We start from the raw sequence: 18,792 nt of genomic DNA on the forward strand, positions 1-18,792 counted from the left end.
GTTCACAAGGTGGTGAATACACTGGTTAATTCCACAATGGTGCTACTGCTCTCCGTTTAATTCCATTAATAATGCCTCTTGACCTAGGGTAAAGGTCAAGAGTTTTATTGTTCTAGATTTAGAGTTGGGAACTTCCTTTGAAAAATTAAAAGGACACACACCACAAACAAAGAGCAAATTTTAATTCAATATCTCTTTAGTTACCTCCTTTCGAAAATTTTGGGTATTCCCACGTACTTGAGTGATTCTTCTCAAGTGATTAACTATATGTGCTTGGTTTTACATCAAGTCGTGATGAATAACATAAAAGGATGTAACTTATGACTTTAAACAAATTGTGTATTTCTGTCTTAGCATTGAGTACTTGTTTTACCACTTATGCGGCGTACGCTGATGATTCTTTATCTTATGAATATGAGATAATTAATAATACCAGTGAGCCGATAACGGTTAAGGTTGAGACCAGCGATTCGACAGCAAATGCTTGTGTAATGATGGATAGTACATATATTGACTCCACTGAATGGAAATGGGAATGGAAGAACGGCACCACCACGGTAGATGCTCATCAAACTGTACCCATTAAAGTAAGTACGAGTTCAAGTAAAGTCTATACCAAGCCAGCAAACCTTGTGTTTAGTGATGTGTCAGGTAATGTATTTGCAGTGAACAGCACCTGTTTTGCACATACTGTGCAGCGTTATAATTTTCTTAAGTTTGTTGGCGGCTTTTGGCAAAAAGCGAGTAGCAATTACCGTCAGCAGGTTGCTGTTAATACCAGCGATCCTACTGTAAGTGTTGTTAAGTATATTATATCGCCTATCAGCGGATAGTATGAAAGAGTAGATGCCTATTTGTGAGGGCAAAATTGTCCTCACAATTGATGTTATATTTTGGACAGAAACTTATCCGTTTATTGCCCATTGGTATCGCTAGATTTTTATTATTCTTGAGTTAGAGCAGGGTACTTCCTTTGATACCTAGGCAGCATACTCTGATTTCCGAGTAGCCCTCCCTGATGAATATATAAAAGCTCGCTATTTTGGTGGCTTTCAATCCAAGGTAACAAGCAACGCCACATCATTGGGTCGTATAACAGATCAAATTCAACGTGAGTTTGGCTGAGAAGCCGTTGCCAAATTTTATAGTCTTGTTGATAAAGCTTGCCAAAATGATGTTTTGATTCGAGCTCGAGTATGGTGGGGAGGGACTCCTTTCCAACCAATTGGCTTATTTGTTCTGTAAGATAAGCCTTTCCACTTACACAAGGGCAAGTGAGCACTTGTATATCATTTGGCGCAAGAAAATGGGCCAAAAAGCCTGCGGTTGTGCCAGTGCCTGATGGTAGGGCCACGGTAAGCTTTTCTATGTGTTGATTGCTTTTCCACTCAAGTATTTCGTTGGCAAGCTGTTCAATGCCCGCTGCTGCCCAGTCGAAATAGCCTCCCTCTGGGATATATAGGCAGCTATCGTCAAGGTTTCGATGCTCAAGTATGTAATCACTAGGGTGGATATTGGGCATGTTTAGCTGTTGTGACACTGAGGAAACTGTCGCACCAAGTTTAAGTGCGCCGAGATAATTGCCTATTGGAGAGGCCTCTAGCCAAGCCGGAATTCTATCGACATAATATTCGAGTTGCCAACCTTTAAGATGTGCGAGGGCGGCGAGTGAATAGAGTGAATTAGCTTGAGGTGAACCATAGCTGACCAATGTGGTAATCTTTTTATCGTCACAGTCTAAAAGAGCCGCGAACTTACGCGCTTTGTTTCCTGAAAAGTGACTATGTAACTTATCATCACGCTTTAGATAGAAAGAAATACCATCAAAACAATGAGAGGTGACTGGGCTATTGGCGATGTTGAACTTGGATTCAATGGATGTACTCTGGTTAGTCATTCGACTCACTTTCAAATCTAATGGTGGCAATACAACCACCCTTAGGGTGCTCGGTCAGCGAAAAATCCCACTGGTAACGGCGGCATAGATCATCAACGATAAGCAAACCTAAACCGTGTCCATCTTTGTTAGGAGTGGATGATAAGCCATGACCTTGATCCGTGATGGCAATAAGCTGTGAGTTTTGCTTCACGCTTATTTGGCCCTGTTCCGTTGCCGCGATGGCATTGCGCAGCAGATTACCAATGAGCATATTCATTACCGGAGCGGTGGCGCGAATGATGGGGCTGGCATCAACAGAGAGTTGGATAGATAGGCCTTTTTCGACGGCTTGTGCCGAGTTTTGTTGGATAATTTTCTCTAACTCTTGCTGGCGAAACTCACGTTCTGGAGACAAGTCCTCACTTTTTTCGTAGCGAACTAAGCTGAGTAACGCATCTACCATGGTCTCCATCTGAGTGGAGGCATCGTTTAGGCGATCTACCTGACGGCTTTGAAACTCGTCGATTTCCCCTCGGGAAAGTAACTTTGATGCCCCTTTAACAACCGTTAGAGGAGTGCGCAGTTCATGGCTGGCATAACGTGCAAACGCTTTTTCTCTTACTAACATAGAGTGCACTTGTTCGCGATAGCCATTCATTTTATCGATTAAGGTGTGAAACTCTTGTGCCGCTTCTTCGGACATCGTGAAAGGGAGCTCAAGATTAGAACCATGTTGTTCAAGCTGAAAATGGATGTCGTTTAGGGGAGAAATCAATCGCCGTGACAAGCGGTTCAGCACGATACCAAAAATCAGCATTAATCCGAGTACGATGACTAAAACGATAGAGCCGGCATAGGCCAGTTCTTTAAAACCAAATTCTATTCGATCGATTTCTGTGATTAAGACGAGAGGAATTTTCTTTCCTTCGACATAATAGTGCCCAACGTAGACCATGTGGTCAGTGGGAAGAGAGTCAAATCCTACTTCGCCCAAGTAGTAATCTTTCTTCTTAACAAAGTCTCGAAACGGCTCAGGCACAGACGCTATGTTATTGTATGCCTTAGTCAAAATATCAATTTTTATGACGCCTGGCTTTATATCGCCATGAGTAAATTTATAGATGGCTTCATCTCGATCTACCAATAACATTCTTTCCCCAGCTCTATCTTCAGACCACTGTAGGGCGAAGATAAAAATGACAAATGTCATTAGTCCGATAGCCAAGGCGACAAACGTAAAAAAAGCGGCCAGTCGTCCGCTTAACGAGCTCGTGTTATAAAATGGGCGAAAGGGCATCCTCATTTTTCCTCTAATCGAAAACCTACCTTTGGAATGGTGGTGAGCATAGGAGAAGGGAAAGGCTTATCAAGTTGATTTCGTAGCTGGTAAATATGACTACGAAGTACATCGTTACTTGGCTCGTTCTCTTGCCATAATTTTTCAGCGATTTCTTGGCGAGTGACAATTTCTGGTGCTTTGCTACAAAGAAGTTCCAATATGGTATAGGTGGTTGGGTTGAGAGCAAGCGGTTTGCCTTCACGATAGGCTTGACGAATTTTTTGGTTTATTTGCAAGCTGCCGTAGTTAATCACTGTGTTAGAGACGGTGCCTCGGTATCGTTTGACCAGAGCGTTCATTCTTGCTTCCAAAATATCCAAGTCAAAAGGCTTGGTCATATAATCATCGGCGCCGTGTTTAAAGCCATTGAGCATGTCGTCTTTGTTATCGAGAGCGGTGAGCATTAATACTGGTGTGTTTTTACCTGCATCTCGCAACTTATTACAAACCGTCAGTCCATCCATCCTTGGTAGCATCAAATCCAGCAAAATAATATCAAAGCTATTTTCAAGTGCGAGCTGCAAACCTAGCTCTCCGTTGTCGGCATAGTCTAAATCCATTCCTAAGCCTTCAAAAAAATCGAAAATGATGCCCGCCACTTCGCGGTTATCTTCAACGAGTAAGATTTTCTTCATCCTGGTTTTTACCTTAATACGATCTCTAGCTTCCAGAGTTTACGTGAAAAATATGTGAATCACATTGTTTTGACATAGAAGTTGATAAAAAGGTTCTACGCCTAGGCTTATCTGAGTAAATAAAGCTCAGAAGACCGTTGGTTACAGCAGCTTAACTTGCGCCTAATTCCTTTTTTGCCGCGCCTTTTATTAATAAGAGTAGTTTGTATGAGCCCAATTTCTCTAATTTCCAATGCAGCGACCCAAAGTGTTGTTCTATCTGTCATTGTACCTTATTACAATGAAATCGACGTGTTACCAGAGTTTCATGCACGTTTAACTAGAGTGCTGGATTCGATAGCCGATGAAAGCGAAATTATTTATGTGGATGATGGCAGCACGGATGGCAGTAAAAACTTAGTGGACACACTGCCAGTCAGTGGCAGCAAAGTAGTTAGCATTGGCTTAAGCCGTAACTTTGGCAAAGAGAATGCCATGAGCGCGGGCCTAGAGCATAGCCAAGGTCTTGCAGTCATTCTTATTGATGCCGATCTGCAAGACCCACCTGAGCTAATCCCAAGCATGCTAAAGGAATGGAGAAAAGGCAATGATGTCGTTAACATGCAGCGCATCAAACGTGAGGGTGAAAGCTGGGTTAAGCGTAAGTCAGCGGCGATGTTTTATCGCCTGCTTAATTGGGTGTCTAAGTCAGAGATCCCCGAGAATGTAGGGGACTTTAGGCTGCTCAGTCGTCAGGTTGTCGATCACATCAACGCGATGCCAGAGCGAAACCGATATATGAAAGGCATGTTTGTATGGCCTGGTTTCAAACAAACGACCATAGTGTTTAAGCGTTATGCCAGGCACTCGGGGAAGACAAAATGGAACTACTTTAAGCTGATTGGTTTAGCGATGGACGGCATTACGTCGTTTTCAATCAGCCCGCTACGTTTGGCAACGGTATTAGGCAGTATCGTGGCAGCCAGCGCTTTTTTTTATGGAATGGTCATTATTTTAAAAACGCTTGTATTCGGCGTTCAAACGCAAGGTTACGCTTCCATGATGGTGGTTGAGCTAGCGTTAGGTGGTGTCCAACTTCTTTGCATCGGTTTGCTCGGAGAATACATTGGTCGAATCTTTATCGAAGCCAAGCGCAGACCACTTTACATAGTGCAATCTGTCAACGAGCGCACTAATGTCACCCGATCTCAAGGCTCTGTGGCGGAGAGACGTGCATGAAATCCAGTAGAGCCTATTTTTGGTTTATTTTATGCGCCACATTTTTTATTCGATTGGTGTCGCTAGGGACCTATCCTTTGATGGATACTACCGAGTCTCGTTATGGTGAGATGGCCCGAATTATGGTGCAAACGCATAATTGGCTGACACCAATGTTTGACTATCATGTTCCTTTTTGGGGAAAACCGCCGCTATTTGCCTGGATGAGTGCGGTCGGTATCAAAGTGTTCGGCTTGAGCGAATTTGCCGTCAGATTTCCCCATTGGTTGGCTGGGGTAGCGGTTCTGGCATTAATGGCATACTTTGCGCGAAGAGTTCGAGTTAATGCGTTAATAACCGCCATGATCTTATCGACCAGTGCGATGTTTGTGGTTTCAGCAGGTGTGGTTGAAACGGATATGGCGCTGACTCTGGGTATGACGTTGTCCATGGTTGGTTTTTATCTTTGTTGGCAAGATGAAAGCAAAGTATGGGGTTACTTAGGGTTTGTGGGGTTAGCGATAGGCTTGCTTGCAAAAGGGCCACTGATTATTGTGCTGGTTGGTTTAGCTGTGATGCCATGGCTGATTTTACAATATGGCTTCAAAGAATCCTTTAAACAGCTATGGAAACGATTCCCGATTGTGGGCGGCACGGTTGTGATGTTAATCATTGCAGCGCCTTGGTATGTGATGGCAGAAAAAGCGACTCCGGGATTTTTGCATTATTTCCTAGTGGGCGAGTATATCGATCGATTCCTTGATAGTGGCTGGAAAGGCGATTTATATGGCACTGCTCATCAGCAAGCACGAGGCACTATTTGGGTTTTCTGGCTGCTATCAGCGTTACCATGGTCGATTGTATTGATGATCGCTTTGTGGACAAAGAGAAAAGTGATTCGTCCCGTTAACGAGAAGATGGATCCTCTTATCAGCTTTTTGTTGCTGTGGCTCATCTCACCAATGATTTTATTCACGTTTGCGGGAAACATTTTGCCAGCTTACGTATTACCTGGTATTCCAGCATTGGGAATACTGTTAGCAGCATTATTGTCAGACAAACAGCTTGAATCGAATTGGTTTAAAACGACGTCGCTTATTATGCCTGTGGCTTTAATTCTAGCTGGAGTGTATATCCACTTTAATGTAGCTGGAGTCAAAAGTGACAAAATAATATTTGCGCATGCGAACAAATCTTTGCCGACCTACTATGTGGGTGAGCGAACTTTTTCGGGTGAATATTATAGTGATGGTAAAGCTAAGTTATTAAAAAATGACACAGTACTAGACAAGCTAGCAAAAGTTCAACTTATTGGTTTTGATAGTCAAGTTGATCCAGTGATAAAGCAAGATAAGCTAAATTGTGTGGTGAAATTTACCGCTCCAAGCCAGCGGTCGTTATTTTTATGTACTCAGTAGTATGATACGAAAGAAATTACTCAAATTCGCCATAGTCGGTGGGGGTGGATTTATTGTTGATAGCTTGGTATTTGCGCTAGCAATATACCTCTTACATACTAACTTATTGTTTGCGCGAGTCATTTCCTTTATTTTTGCCGCAACAACGACTTGGATGGGCAATCGCCTATTTACGTTTTCAGAACGCCGTAGAGAGGCGATCTCAACACAATGGTCTAAGTCGTTTTGTAGTGCGCTCATATCCGCGATACCAAATTTCCTGGTTTTCCAAGCGTCATTACTAATGCTTGGAAATAAAGGAGTGTTTCCATTCATTGCGTTAGTATTAGGCGTAGGAGCAGGTATGTTCAGTAACTTTGCACTCAGTCACTTCTGGGTGTTTAACCGTCGAAACACTTTGTCTGAGCACCCCTAACTCCGAATCGATAATATTTCTATCATCATGATTTTTATAATCTAAGACAAAAAAAAGCCCAGAGTGAATAATTTACTCTGGGCCGATACAAACATAGGAGTTAATAAGAAAAAGCAGTGTAAATAGTAATCAAATTAAGATTTAGGACACTCTACTGTCTAAACTCTAATTGCTCTTGCTAATTACAATATATAAGACGCATTAAATTCAAAACAGTTCCATCTGAATCATAAAAAATTCAATTTTTTTTCCTTTTTTCTTCAAACTTGTCCTCTTCTTAATCTAACTCTTTGTACTGACTGGCTTTTCTTTGAGTACTCTCTCATCTTGAATGCCGACTTTAGGTTTCAAGCAAAAAATGTGATGTTAATCAGTTGTTAATGTTCATGAGTGGCGATATATTTTCAAACACGTGTTTAATACTAGTGATTGAAATGGGTTCAAGTATCGATACAAAAGAAAAAATATTGGATGCCGCTGAGTGCTTGTTTGCAGAGCATGGCTTCAATAATACATCCCTGCGCACCATTACCAGCAAGGCAGGTGTCAATTTAGCTGCGGTTAACTACCACTTCGGAGACAAAAAAACACTGGTGAGAGCGGTGTTAGATCGCTACCTCGAAGCGTTTATGCCAGCGGTCCAGCAGTCATTACTGAGTTTAAAAGACAAAAGTGAAGTGTTGATGGAGGAGGTGTTTGAATCGCTTCGCGAACCTTTACAGAACTTAGATACAGTTCGTCCAAACGGAATGAGCAAGTTTATGTTGTTGATTGGTCGAGGGTACTCCGATGTTCAAGGACATCTGCGTTGGTTCATTACAACACGTTATCAAGAAGCACTTTCCCAGTTTACTGACTTTGTTCTCAAAGCGAATCCGAAATTGGAGCCAGCAAGGCTGTTCTGGCGGCTGCATTTTACTCTCGGAGCTTGCATCTTCACCATGGCGTCAAGCCAAGCTCTGCTTGAAATTGCTAAAAGCGAATACAACCCGAATACGGACGTTAAGGCCATTGTTGATGAACTGATTCCTTACCTAGCCGCAGGTGTGGCGGAATAAGGACAAGTTAGCAGGCTTAAACTACAAATCGTGCCTAAACTTACTAGGTATACATTTAAGATAAATTTCCATTGGTGAAATAAGGATCTGGACATGCAATCGCTACGAAAAAAATGGATTAGTGATCCCACGTTTAAATTGTTTAAAAAATTACTGCCACCTTTATCCGATACAGAAAGAGAGGCAATGGAGGCGGGTAGTGTTTGGTGGGATGGCGAGCTGTTTTCCGGTAAACCCAATTTCACTAAGCTGCATCAGTTCCACAAACCCACATTGACGGATGAAGAGCAATCATTCGTTGATAACGAGCTTGAAACCTTGTTAGGTATGCTTGACGATCACAAGATTGTTAAAGAAGACAGAGATCTGCCTAAAGAAGTGTGGAAATATCTCAGAAAAGAGCGCTTCTTTTCTCTCATCATTTCCAAAGAGTTTGGTGGCCGCCAATTTTCAGCCTTAGCGAATTCGACGATTGTCTCACGCATTGCGACCAGAAGTATTAGTGCTGCGGTAACGGTAATGGTGCCAAACTCGTTAGGTCCTGGCGAGCTGATTTCACATTATGGTACGCAAGAGCAAAAAGAATACTGGTTACCTAGATTGGCAGACGGCACCGATATTCCATGCTTTGCTTTAACAGGGCCTGAAGCTGGCTCAGATGCTGGTGGTATCCCTGATCGTGGTGTGGTTTGTTACGGTAAACATAAGAACAAAAAAGTACTGGGTATCAAGTTAAGCTGGAATAAACGCTATATTACTCTAGCCCCTGTTTCAACCGTATTAGGGCTCGCGTTCAAGCTGTATGATCCTGAAGGTTTACTGGGTGATACGGAAGAACTTGGTATTACCTGTGCGCTGATCCCAACCAACCATAAAGGTGTTGAAGTGGGTGAGAGGCACGATCCACTTAATCTTGCCTTTATGAATGGCCCAACACGTGGTGAAGACGTGTTCATTCCTATCGAATGGATAATTGGCGGTGCTGACTTTGCTGGCAAGGGCTGGAGAATGTTGGTGGAGTGTTTGTCAGCTGGGCGAGGCATTTCACTACCTGCATTGGGCACTGCCATTGGTCACCTTACCTCTCGTACCACAGGGGCCTATTCGTACGTCCGTAAGCAATTTGGTACATCAATCGGTAACTTTGAAGGCGTGGCACAAGCATTGGGCCGAATTGGTGGCTTAACTTACCTACTTGAAGCAACGCGTACACTGACCACCACGGCATTAGATCTAAAAGAAAAGCCAGGAATTGTTACCGCGATTGCGAAATATCATATGACGGAAATGGCTAGGACGATTCTGAATGATTCAATGGATATCCATTCTGGAAGGGCGATTCAAGAAGGACCGATGAATTACCTGTCTTCCCACTATGCTGGCGTGCCAGTTGCCATTACCGTGGAAGGTGCCAATATTTTAACTCGGAACTTGATGATATTTGGGCAAGGGGCTATTCGTTGTCATCCCTTTGTGTTGAAAGAGATGGAAGCCGCTGCCAATCCAGATGTCGCTGACGGGGCGGAAGAGTTTGATGAATTATTGACGTCTCATATTAAATATGCAGCGAGCAATGCGTTTGGTTCGTTTTTCTCGGCACTGACAGGCTCTTACTTTAATTCTGCACATATGTCGGGACCGACTCAGCATTACTACAAAGAAATCACACGCCTAAGTAAAGCGTTGGCAGTGAGCGCGGACTTCGCCATGTTGACGATGGGTGGAGAGCTGAAACGCAAAGAAATGATTTCTGCAAGATTGGGTGATGGCTTGAGCTTCCTATACATGGCTTCAGCCGTACTGAAGAAATATGAAGATGAAGGCAGACAGCAACAGGACCTAGAGTTTGTCCATTACGCGATTCAACACTGTTTTTACAATGCGGCCACATCATTGCAAGAAGCGTATACTAATTTCCCGAACAAGGTCGTAGGTTATCTACTTAAAGGCATCGTTTTCCCTCTAGGTAATCGATTTAAAAAACCATCAGATGATTTGTCATTACAAATTGCCGATAGTTTAATGACCCCGGGAGCTCACCGCGATAGGCTGACGCACCTTTGTTACATAGGTAAAGAGGAAACGGATAGTATCGGCATCGTGGAAGAAGCATTTCAAGCTATGTATAGCATCCGTTCGCTGGAGCGGAAGCTACTTAAAGGCATTAAAGGTGGGCGCATCGATAAGAAAGCGAGCTTGGAAACACGCTTATCTCAAGCGTTAGAGGCGGAAATTCTCACCAGTGAGGAAGTGGACCAAATTCTCGTTGCTGAAAAACTTCGCTCTCAAGCCATTCAGGTCGATCACTTTAGCCACGATTTCTCCGAAGTAAAAACGCAGCAAGTGAGTAAACCTAAGTTGAATAGTGTGGCTTAATCAAAGAGCTTTGCGAGATCAACCACAATGGAAAGCCGGATAGAACTGTTCTATCCGGCTTTCTTTTTACATATAAAGCTTGGTAATTAAAGCAAACATAGTCACTTGGTGAAGTGCATTGGTCTTAGTTTGACGTGGTAGGTTTGTCGATTCTTTTACTTCATTTTCACTTGTTATCTTTGTGGACAAGATTTGGATGCACTTAAAGCACTTTAACATGATTGATTCCCCGATTTTATTGGCCTGTTCGCGAATAGGTTCGTATATGGATTCCTACTAGGCAATTGAAAATCAATAAGTATCGAAATATGATTCTTTTATGGTAATGAGTCGATACGTATGTGGAGACAAGAGTGGAAAATCTCCAAAGAGAAGTCTGTCAACTGTTTAAAAAGCACTTAAAAAAAGCGGGAATTTCATACAGTGACCTAGCTGAATACCTTAATGTGTCGGAAGTGAGTGTAAAACGGTTACTCAATCAGCAGCAGCCGTTGTCTATGTCTAGAATGTTAGAGATCGCTGATCTCATCCAGATTCCACTGTCGAATATTATTCATGATGCGGAGAAAGCAGCGTTAAGTACCCCTTTATTTTCGAAACAACAAGATGAAGCGTTTTTTAACAAGCCTGAACTGTTTACCTTGTTTTCAAAAATATGTTGTAAACAAGCAAACTATAAAGAGTTAATGAAAACCTTTGGTTTAGATAAAAATTCGATGTATTTATATCTAAGAGAGTTGGAAGAACTTAAACTCATTAAGCTGACGTCCGACTTAAATTTTCGCATGGTTGTCCCTAGGCATATCGTGTTCGAAAGTGGTTCTAGGTTTCCTGCTTTCTACAAGGAAAAGGTGATTGATGGCCTTAAAAAGCGTATTCAGGTGCTTGATGTAGAAGATAAAACAGCGTGTTTGAATGTCGCGAGATTGCAGATAACGCAAGATGAGTTTCAGGTACTGAGTCAAAAGATAGAAGAACTATTAACTGAAGCCAGAAACTTGAGTTATAACCGAGAAACGCATTGCGTGAATTCAAAAGAACATACGGTCGTGGTGATGGGGGCGGAAGGTTGTTTCTATCCAACAATGAAGTCACCCAGCACATTAATATGAAACTTAGTTGTTTATTTGTATACAAAGTGGCCCAACCACTGGATAAATATTTTCAAATTGAAAGAAATTTGATGAGATTTTCCTACGAAACTTTTATCCTAGCAGGGTTTTTTTAAGGAAGTTGAATATGATCATCAAACCTAGAATTCGTGGATTTATTTGTACTACAACTCATCCTGTAGGTTGTGAAGCAAATGTACAAGAACAGATCGCCTATACCAAGGCTAAAGGCCCAATTAAAAATGCACCAAAACGAGTGTTGGTGGTAGGGGCATCAAGTGGCTATGGACTATCGTCTCGTATTGCTGCGGCATTTGGTGGTGGCGCTTCCACAATCGGTGTTTTCTTCGAGAAAGAAGGTACAGAGAAAAAGCCAGGCACAGCGGGCTTTTACAACGCGGCGGCATTTGAAAAGTTGGCTAAAGAAGAAGGCCTATACGCAAAAAGCCTAAACGGTGATGCGTTTTCAAACGAAGCCAAGCAAAAAACAATCGACCTGATCAAAGAAGATTTAGGACAAATCGACCTTGTGGTTTATTCGCTTGCTTCTCCTGTCCGCAAGATGCCAGAAACTGGTGAATTGGTGCGTTCTTCTCTTAAACCAATCGGCGACACTTACACGTCAGCAGCGGTTGATACCAATAAAGATACGATTATTGAAGCCAGTATTGAACCTGCGACAGAGCAAGAGATCAAAGATACTGTGACCGTCATGGGCGGGGAAGACTGGGAACTGTGGATCAATGCCTTGTCCGAAGCTGGCGTATTAGCTGATGGCTGTAAAACGGTTGCTTATAGCTATATCGGTACAGAGCTAACATGGCCAATCTATTGGGATGGTGCGCTAGGGCGAGCAAAAATGGACTTAGATCGCGCGGCGACAGCTCTAAACGACAAGCTTTCTGTTCATGGTGGCGGTGCAAATGTTGCGGTACTCAAATCTGTTGTCACGCAAGCAAGCTCTGCTATTCCAGTAATGCCACTTTATATCGCAATGGTATTTAAGAAAATGCGTGAAGAAGGCGTACACGAAGGTTGTATGGAGCAGATTTACCGCATGTTTAGCGATCGTCTATACAAAGAAGACGGAAGCGCTGCGGAAGTTGATGATAAGAACCGCCTGCGTTTGGATGATTGGGAACTTCGTGACGATATCCAAAATTACTGTCGCGAGCTTTGGCCACAAGTCACCGATGAAAATCTAAAAGAAGTGACTGACTATGTGGAATATAAAGAAGAGTTCTTGAAACTATTCGGCTTTGGTGTTGAAGGCGTTGATTATGATGCCGATGTTAACCCAGCAGTGAAGGCAGATTTCATTAACATCTAAACTATGATGTCTATGTTTTGTAGCATGGTTTTATAGTATGACGTAAAAAGGCGCTCATTGAGCGCCTTTTCTTATTGTTCAAATCTTGCTCAACTTAATATGATCAGTACAGTACCTGCCAAGGTCATTAGTATGTTGGCTATGGTATAAGTACCCGCATAGCCAAGAGCCGGAATGGTTGATTTGGTGTGATCATTAACGATATCCATAGCCGGTGCACAGGTTCTTGCTCCAATGATAGCGCCAAATAGCAGAGCGCGGTTCATCTTCAAAACATACGCGCCTACCAGGTAAGCCAGTACAACGGGAACGACGCTGACTAAAAACGCTAAGCTAATGACTTGCAGGCCATTTGAAGATAGGTGAGAGAACATTTCACCACCTGCGCTGAGTCCGAGGCCCACCATAAAGAACATCAACCCAAGCTCTTTAATCATATTCAGAGCGCCTTGAGGTACATAGCCGAAAGTCGGGTGGTTGGCTCTCAAGAAACCCAGCGTGATACCTGAAAGCAACAGCCCCACGGCATTACCTAAGCCAAACGACACTTGGCCAAACGTCATCGTCACCAAACCAAGCATGATGCCAAAGATGAAAAAGCTGCAGAAGGCGAACAGATCAGCGAGTTGGCTGTGAACCGCGATAAAACCGATTTTTTCTGCAAGCCCAAGCACTCGGCTTTTTTCGCCACTGACTTGGAGAACATCGCCTTTTGCCACCACGATATCTTGATCCATAGGCATTTCAATTTGTGCCCGAACGACTCGGTTAAGGAAACAGCCATATTCGGAAAGGTTGAGATCAGAAAGCCTTTTACCTACCATGCTATCGCTTTTAACGACGATTTCTTCTTCCACCACTCTGAGATCGAGCAAGTTGCGATCAAAGACTTCTTTACCATTGCGAAAGCTTGGGTCAAGACGTGCGTGGCTGTCAGGGAAACCTACCAACGCAATTTCATCTCCTTCTTGCAAAATGGCGTCACCGTCAGGATGGGCAAGAATACCGTTACGACGAATACGTTCAATGTAGCAGCCTGTTTGGCGGTAAATACCCAGTTCTCGCAGGTTTTTGCCATCTGTCCATTCGATCAATTCTGGCCCGGCGCGATAGGCGCGAATAATCGGTAAATAGACTTTTCGTTGTCCTGAGCTACCGAGACCACGCTCTTGGGCAATTTGTCTGGCGGAATCTGATAGGTTTTGTCGCTGCATTTTTGGCAAAAGCTTAGCAAACAAGATCATGCTGATCAGGCCAACTAAGTAAGCCATAGCGTAACCGACGGATAGGTTTTGCATCACTGCAGCAAATGTTGTGCCATGTGGGATTGTCGCTAAACCAGAATTTAACGCATCCTGGGCTCCCACCAGAACAGGTGTGGCAGTGAGCGCACCTGCCATCATGCCAGCGGTCATACCAAAATCCAATCCGAAGTAGTGACCTGCAAAGTAGGTGATGGCGATAGATGTCGCAATCACCACCATACTTAGGATGAAGTAATGCTTGCCGTCTCGAAAGAAAATACCAAAAAAGTTTGGTCCCGCTTCTATGCCGACACAATAGATAAATAGCATGAAGCCAATCGTCAGGGCATCGGCGTTAATCGAGAATCCCAGATGGCCAAGAATAAGAGACGTAATAAGTACGCCGATGGAGTTACCAAGCTGTAGGCTACCAAAGCGAATTTTGCCAATGGCTAATCCGATAGCGAGAGCAACAAAAATTAAAAGAATAGGGTTTTGTTGAAGCAAATGTACGATGTCTATGTTCACGGCGCGGCTCTATCTTCTTGCCTGCAAATTAAAAAATCACACCATAGCGGACTGGTGTAAATAAACTGTGTGAATTGTATCGTATTAACGTGAAAAATTAAGTGAAATTTTTCATTGCTAGGTATTAATTTTTCTAGTTCTTTTATCGAGCCGGAACAAAAAAACCGCAGTACAGGTACTACGGTTTTTCAATCAGTGTATACACCTAATACCTTAGTCACGCTTAGGTATTAGATGGAATTAGACTATTCTGCGAATAGGCCTAGGTTTTCTTTCGCGTAGGCTTCGAAGTCATCACATCCACCGATATGATCTTGATCGATGAAAATTTGAGGCACGGTCTCAACTGGCTTGCCAACCGTTTTTTCTAAATCAGCTTTACTGATGCCTTCTGCATGAATATCAACATAGCGATAGTTAAAATCATCGCGTTGAGCTTTTAGTGTTTCTGCGTGCTCTTTCGCGCGAACACAAAATGGGCAGCCTGGACGTCCAAATATAACTACGAACATAAATAATTCTCCTCGGTATTCTTTAGCTGCAACTATGCCTTATCCGACAAGGGAAATAAAGCCAGAATTGTCTCTTATTTTAATAGATAAAACCTATTATGACCAAGTGCGCTTAGGGTGCAGGATTCAGATTGATGCGTAGCGACCTAGCTATCAAAGCGGGGGAGAGTTAATCCCTCGTTAATTGCAGTATGACTTATGGGAGAGATAGGGTGGTTTGGCTCATAAAGCCTGTAATCCCTTAACAGGCTTGGGAATGTAGTGAAGAGAAGATTACAGCTGTGAGAGTTTATCGTAGCGAGAGTCTTTCAATGCATCCTTGACTCGTCTTAGGTTCTTTCTAAAACCGGATCCGCGGCGCAAGGTAAATCCAGTAGCAAGGACATCAATCACCGTCATTTGCACAACTCGACTGGCCATCGGCATGTAAACGTCAGTATCCTCAGGAACGTCTAGGGTAATAGATAACGAACTCGCTTTGTCCAGTGGTGAGTCTTTGGCGGTAATCGCAATCACAGTCGCACCATTTTCTCGGGCTAAATTGGCAATCTCAACCTGACTTTTGGTTCGTCCCGTGTGAGAAATAAGCACGATCACATCGTTGTCTGTGCAATTGATGCAGCTCATTCTTTGCATGACGACATCTTCAAAGCACGTAATTGGGATGTTAAATCGAATGAACTTGTTTTGAGCATCTTTCGCAACCGCAGAAGAAGCACCTAGGCCAAAAAATGAAATTCGTTTCGCCTGTGTGAGAAGATCGACCGCGCGATTGATTTGCATTGGATCTAAGCTGTTCTTCGCCACATCTAAACAAGCCATGGTTGACTCAAAAATTTTATGAGTGTAGGCGTCTGGGCCGTCATCTTCTTCAACATTACGGTTTACATAAGGGGTACCATTTGCAAGGCTTTGAGCAAGATGAAGCTTAAAATCCGGGAAGCCTTTGGTATCTAAACGGCGACAAAATCGGTTTACTGTCGGCTCACTGACATCTGCCATTTTAGCCAGAGTCGCAATACTTGAGTGAATGGCGGTCTGTGGGGAAGCCATAATCACTTCAGCAACTTTGCGTTCTGATTTGCTGAAGTTTTCTAAGTTTTTCTGTATTTTTTCTAATGTATTCATAGATTCAACGAGAGTTATGGATAACAACACATTGGTTGTCTAAATTTAAGCCGAAAGAAACGAGAAACAATTTGTTTCTTAAAAAATTTGCATTAGACCAACGCCATGCCACCAGTATAACTCAACGCTTGATTTACAGTAATTTTTATACAGATCAAATACTGAGAATATGATTTGCCTCAAACAAAAATCGCTATGCACTACGAAATTGAAACAATCAACGAAAATTAATGTAAAAAGTGACGTTAAAATGACAGTAAATAGAAAGAAATTTTCAGTTTAGAGTGGCTGATCAATTCGCCAATTATAGGCAAATTGATCAGTTGGACACGTATTAATGTTGTTGGATAAGATTTACCAAGGAATTGATTCGACCCATCAAGTTTGGAGCCTGAGAGGCGATAGCCCGTTGTTCGGAGATAACAGACTGCAAGATTTCACAACTTGTAAGAGGGTTGGCAAGAACCACTCGAAACACAATGACATCCAAGCGAGACCATTGATCTGGGTTAAGCTTGGTACGCGAAACGAATGATTTGCCAGTTTCTCGTTGTTTTTTCTGAATAAACTTGGTCAACTCGTTAATAAGTTCATTGAGTTCAAATCTTTGCTCATCAGTTGCTTGGCTCAATGCTTGTTGAACGTTTTCTGGTATATATCGGTACGTAAGAAGACATAACTCCGGATTAGAGACGAGTTCAAAATCGTTTTGCTCTTCGATAAGTTTGGCAAAGTACTTGGCTTTTTCTATCCCTTGATCGATCAGCAGCTCATAACCTGGGCGGCTAATGATATGCATTGCAGCGTAGACGAGCATCGCCATGCCTGAGCGAGAACCTTCTAATGTACGGCTACCAAGATCTTTCGAGCCTTTACGCAGAATATATTGTGCGTGATGCTCTATCGAGTCCATAACATCAGGCTGCTTAAACAACACCATGCCAGCTCCCATTGGGATGTAAAGCTGCTTGTGTGCATCGATGGTTACGGAGTCGGCTTGTTCGATGCCTTTTAGAAGATGCCGATAGTTATTCGACATTAAGGTCGCGCCCCCCCAGGCGGCATCCACGTGAAAATGACATTGCTCTTGCTTACAGATGTCTGCAATTTGTTCAAGTGGGTCAATGTTGCCGGTTTCAGTGGTTCCTGCTACCCCAATGACAGCGATAGGTTTAATGTTTTGTTGTTTAAGCTCGGCAATTTTTAGTTTTAAATCTTCGGGGCATAATTGGTTGTTCGCGTCTGTTTTAACTGACACTAGTCCTTCTTGGCCGATGCCTAGCACATCTGCGGCTTTTTTTAACGAGTAATGGCCGCGTTCGGAAACAAGTACGGCAAGGCCTTGGTAGCCGTAGTGAACCATGGCTCTATATAAGCCTTCTTTTTCTACCCCTTTGAATGTGCCTTGTGCACGAAGAACATTGTTCCTTGCTACCCACAATGCCGTAATGTTCGCAACCGTTCCCCCAGAGCAAAATGCGCCCAGCGAATGGTTTGAGCTGTGCATCCATTGTGAGTAAAACGAATCCGGCTGCTGATAGATAAGCCTATGAATCATACCAAGAACTTGCCTTTCTAATGGCGTAAAGGCCTTAGAGGTTTCCACTTTTACCAAATTTTGGTTAAGGGCTATCATGATTTTTGATAATGGCATCAAAAAATACGGCAGTGCCGATGTCATATGGCCGATAAAGCTAGGGGCAGAGGTATGAACCGAGTGTGCAACGAGCGTATCTAATAGATACTCCGTATGGTCTGAAACAAACTGAGGTTGCTCGGGGATTGCAGGGTTCGAAAACGATTTTTCGATTTCTTTGAGTGGTTTTTCCTCTGCAACAATGTGCTCGCGCAAAAATTCATTAAGATTTTGCGAGAGTTTTTCTTCAATCTTTGTAAGTGTGGAGTCTGGCCCTTCTGGTATTGTAAAAATTTTTAGCAGACTCTCGAAACTTACATCAGCTGTTTTCTGTTCCGATACCATACTGTCATCGTTGTAATATTATTTAAGGGCGTCAATCTAAACGAAAACGAGAACAAAGTCTCGTTTTAATTAGGATGATACGGGGGAAAGTGGAGGGCTTTCGGCTATTCACACTTGATCAATTCGATTTTTGTGATCTCAGTATTGTATTTCTGTAAAGAGTCGTTGATTTTCTGTGGGTTACTCAGGAGGTCGGCAAATGCTGAACGCAACTCATAGTTGTCTTTATGTGGTACCGCTTGTCGATCTTCATAGGTGGTCTTTGCGATTTGGCCTAATTCGTCATCACGTGACGCGAGCTGTTTGATGTCTTTTTGTTGTAGTTGCAGCCATTGCTCTACGGGAAGCTCTGTTGCCACTTTATTGGGATCATTTTGTAGATAATACGTGACGGCAACGCGGTTAAGTTCAAAATGGTGCTGTCTGCCTTGTAAGAACCATTCACTCACTTCTTTTAATTCAGGATGTTCTTGGGCAGTGAGTTGGGTGAGATCCGTATACCAAGCGAGTGAAGCATCGATATAGTCATTGTATTTTTCCTGTAGGCAGACTGTGTTGGCTGCGTTGTTTGCCGCATTGGCAAAATAGGGCACAGTAGTGAGTAACACAGTCATAATCAGGCGTTTCATATACATTCCTT

The 18,792-nt window shown here is 42.9% G+C and carries 16 protein-coding genes; 8 read left to right on the forward strand and 8 right to left on the reverse strand.

Features of this window, described 5'->3' with window-relative positions; genetic code table 11:
* The first annotated feature begins 320 nt into the window (after positions 1-320).
* A complete protein-coding gene (locus tag M9194_RS14935; RefSeq protein ID WP_250613483.1) occupies positions 321-833 on the forward strand; it encodes a hypothetical protein in 513 nt (170 codons plus the stop codon).
* 110 nt (positions 834-943) lie between these two features.
* On the opposite strand, the gene M9194_RS14940 is transcribed toward M9194_RS14935, so the two are convergent.
* From M9194_RS14940 to M9194_RS14950, 3 genes are read right to left on the reverse strand one after another with little or no spacing between them, the layout of a single operon-like run.
* Complete coding sequence (locus M9194_RS14940) at positions 944-1,897, reverse strand: 1-aminocyclopropane-1-carboxylate deaminase/D-cysteine desulfhydrase (protein ID WP_250613484.1); 954 nt, start codon at positions 1,895-1,897, stop codon at positions 944-946.
* Positions 1,890-3,176 (reverse strand): sensor histidine kinase, encoded by a 1,287-nt coding sequence (locus M9194_RS14945; RefSeq protein ID WP_250613485.1) that lies wholly within the window; start codon positions 3,174-3,176, stop codon positions 1,890-1,892. Before M9194_RS14945 ends, M9194_RS14940 begins: the two co-directional genes overlap by 8 nt.
* A 2-nt stretch (positions 3,177-3,178) precedes the next feature.
* On the reverse strand, positions 3,179-3,853 hold the full coding sequence (locus tag M9194_RS14950; RefSeq protein WP_250613486.1) for a response regulator transcription factor: 675 nt from the start codon (positions 3,851-3,853) through the stop codon (positions 3,179-3,181).
* Between the two features lie 207 nt (positions 3,854-4,060).
* On the opposite strand from M9194_RS14950, the gene M9194_RS14955 reads away from it, so the two are divergent.
* The 7 genes from M9194_RS14955 to fabV all read left to right on the forward strand — a co-directional run bounded on the left by M9194_RS14955 (position 4,061) and on the right by fabV (position 12,759).
* On the forward strand, positions 4,061-5,071 hold the full coding sequence (locus M9194_RS14955) for a glycosyltransferase family 2 protein (RefSeq protein WP_250613487.1): 1,011 nt from the start codon (positions 4,061-4,063) through the stop codon (positions 5,069-5,071).
* Positions 5,068-6,468, forward strand: a complete 1,401-nt coding sequence (locus M9194_RS14960; protein WP_250613488.1) for an ArnT family glycosyltransferase — start codon at positions 5,068-5,070, stop codon at positions 6,466-6,468. Before M9194_RS14955 ends, M9194_RS14960 begins: the two co-directional genes overlap by 4 nt.
* A 1-nt stretch (position 6,469) precedes the next feature.
* Positions 6,470-6,883 (forward strand): GtrA family protein, encoded by a 414-nt coding sequence (locus tag M9194_RS14965; protein ID WP_250613489.1) that lies wholly within the window; start codon positions 6,470-6,472, stop codon positions 6,881-6,883.
* A gap of 434 nt (positions 6,884-7,317) precedes the next feature.
* Complete coding sequence (gene psrA, locus M9194_RS14970) at positions 7,318-7,941, forward strand: TetR family transcriptional repressor PsrA (protein ID WP_250613490.1); 624 nt, start codon at positions 7,318-7,320, stop codon at positions 7,939-7,941.
* 93 nt (positions 7,942-8,034) lie between these two features.
* Complete coding sequence (locus tag M9194_RS14975) at positions 8,035-10,317, forward strand: acyl-CoA dehydrogenase (protein ID WP_250613491.1); 2,283 nt, start codon at positions 8,035-8,037, stop codon at positions 10,315-10,317.
* A 353-nt stretch (positions 10,318-10,670) separates the two neighbouring features.
* Positions 10,671-11,429: a helix-turn-helix domain-containing protein gene (locus M9194_RS14980; protein ID WP_250613492.1), complete on the forward strand. Its 759-nt coding sequence runs from the start codon at positions 10,671-10,673 to the stop codon at positions 11,427-11,429.
* 127 nt (positions 11,430-11,556) lie between these two features.
* Entirely contained in the window at positions 11,557-12,759 is a 1,203-nt protein-coding gene (fabV, locus tag M9194_RS14985) for an enoyl-ACP reductase FabV (protein ID WP_250613493.1), read from the forward strand.
* An 89-nt stretch (positions 12,760-12,848) separates the two neighbouring features.
* Here fabV and M9194_RS14990 read toward each other — a convergent pair whose 3' ends face one another.
* The 5 genes from M9194_RS14990 to M9194_RS15010 form a co-directional block, all read right to left on the reverse strand.
* Positions 12,849-14,531, reverse strand: coding sequence for an aspartate:alanine antiporter (locus M9194_RS14990; RefSeq protein WP_250613494.1), 1,683 nt, complete (start codon positions 14,529-14,531; stop codon positions 12,849-12,851).
* 245 nt (positions 14,532-14,776) lie between these two features.
* Positions 14,777-15,043, reverse strand: a complete 267-nt coding sequence (locus tag M9194_RS14995; RefSeq protein WP_250613495.1) for a GrxA family glutaredoxin — start codon at positions 15,041-15,043, stop codon at positions 14,777-14,779.
* A 273-nt stretch (positions 15,044-15,316) separates the two neighbouring features.
* Entirely contained in the window at positions 15,317-16,171 is an 855-nt protein-coding gene (locus M9194_RS15000) for a MurR/RpiR family transcriptional regulator (protein WP_250613496.1), read from the reverse strand.
* A gap of 334 nt (positions 16,172-16,505) precedes the next feature.
* Positions 16,506-18,152, reverse strand: coding sequence for a pyridoxal-dependent aspartate 1-decarboxylase PanP (gene panP, locus M9194_RS15005; RefSeq protein WP_250613497.1), 1,647 nt, complete (start codon positions 18,150-18,152; stop codon positions 16,506-16,508).
* A gap of 104 nt (positions 18,153-18,256) precedes the next feature.
* Complete coding sequence (locus tag M9194_RS15010; RefSeq protein ID WP_250613498.1) at positions 18,257-18,781, reverse strand: hypothetical protein; 525 nt, start codon at positions 18,779-18,781, stop codon at positions 18,257-18,259.
* Between the last annotated feature and the right edge of the window lie 11 nt (positions 18,782-18,792).

This window comes from Vibrio sinus (assembly GCF_023634645.1).
Classification (GTDB): domain Bacteria; phylum Pseudomonadota; class Gammaproteobacteria; order Enterobacterales; family Vibrionaceae; genus Vibrio; species Vibrio sinus.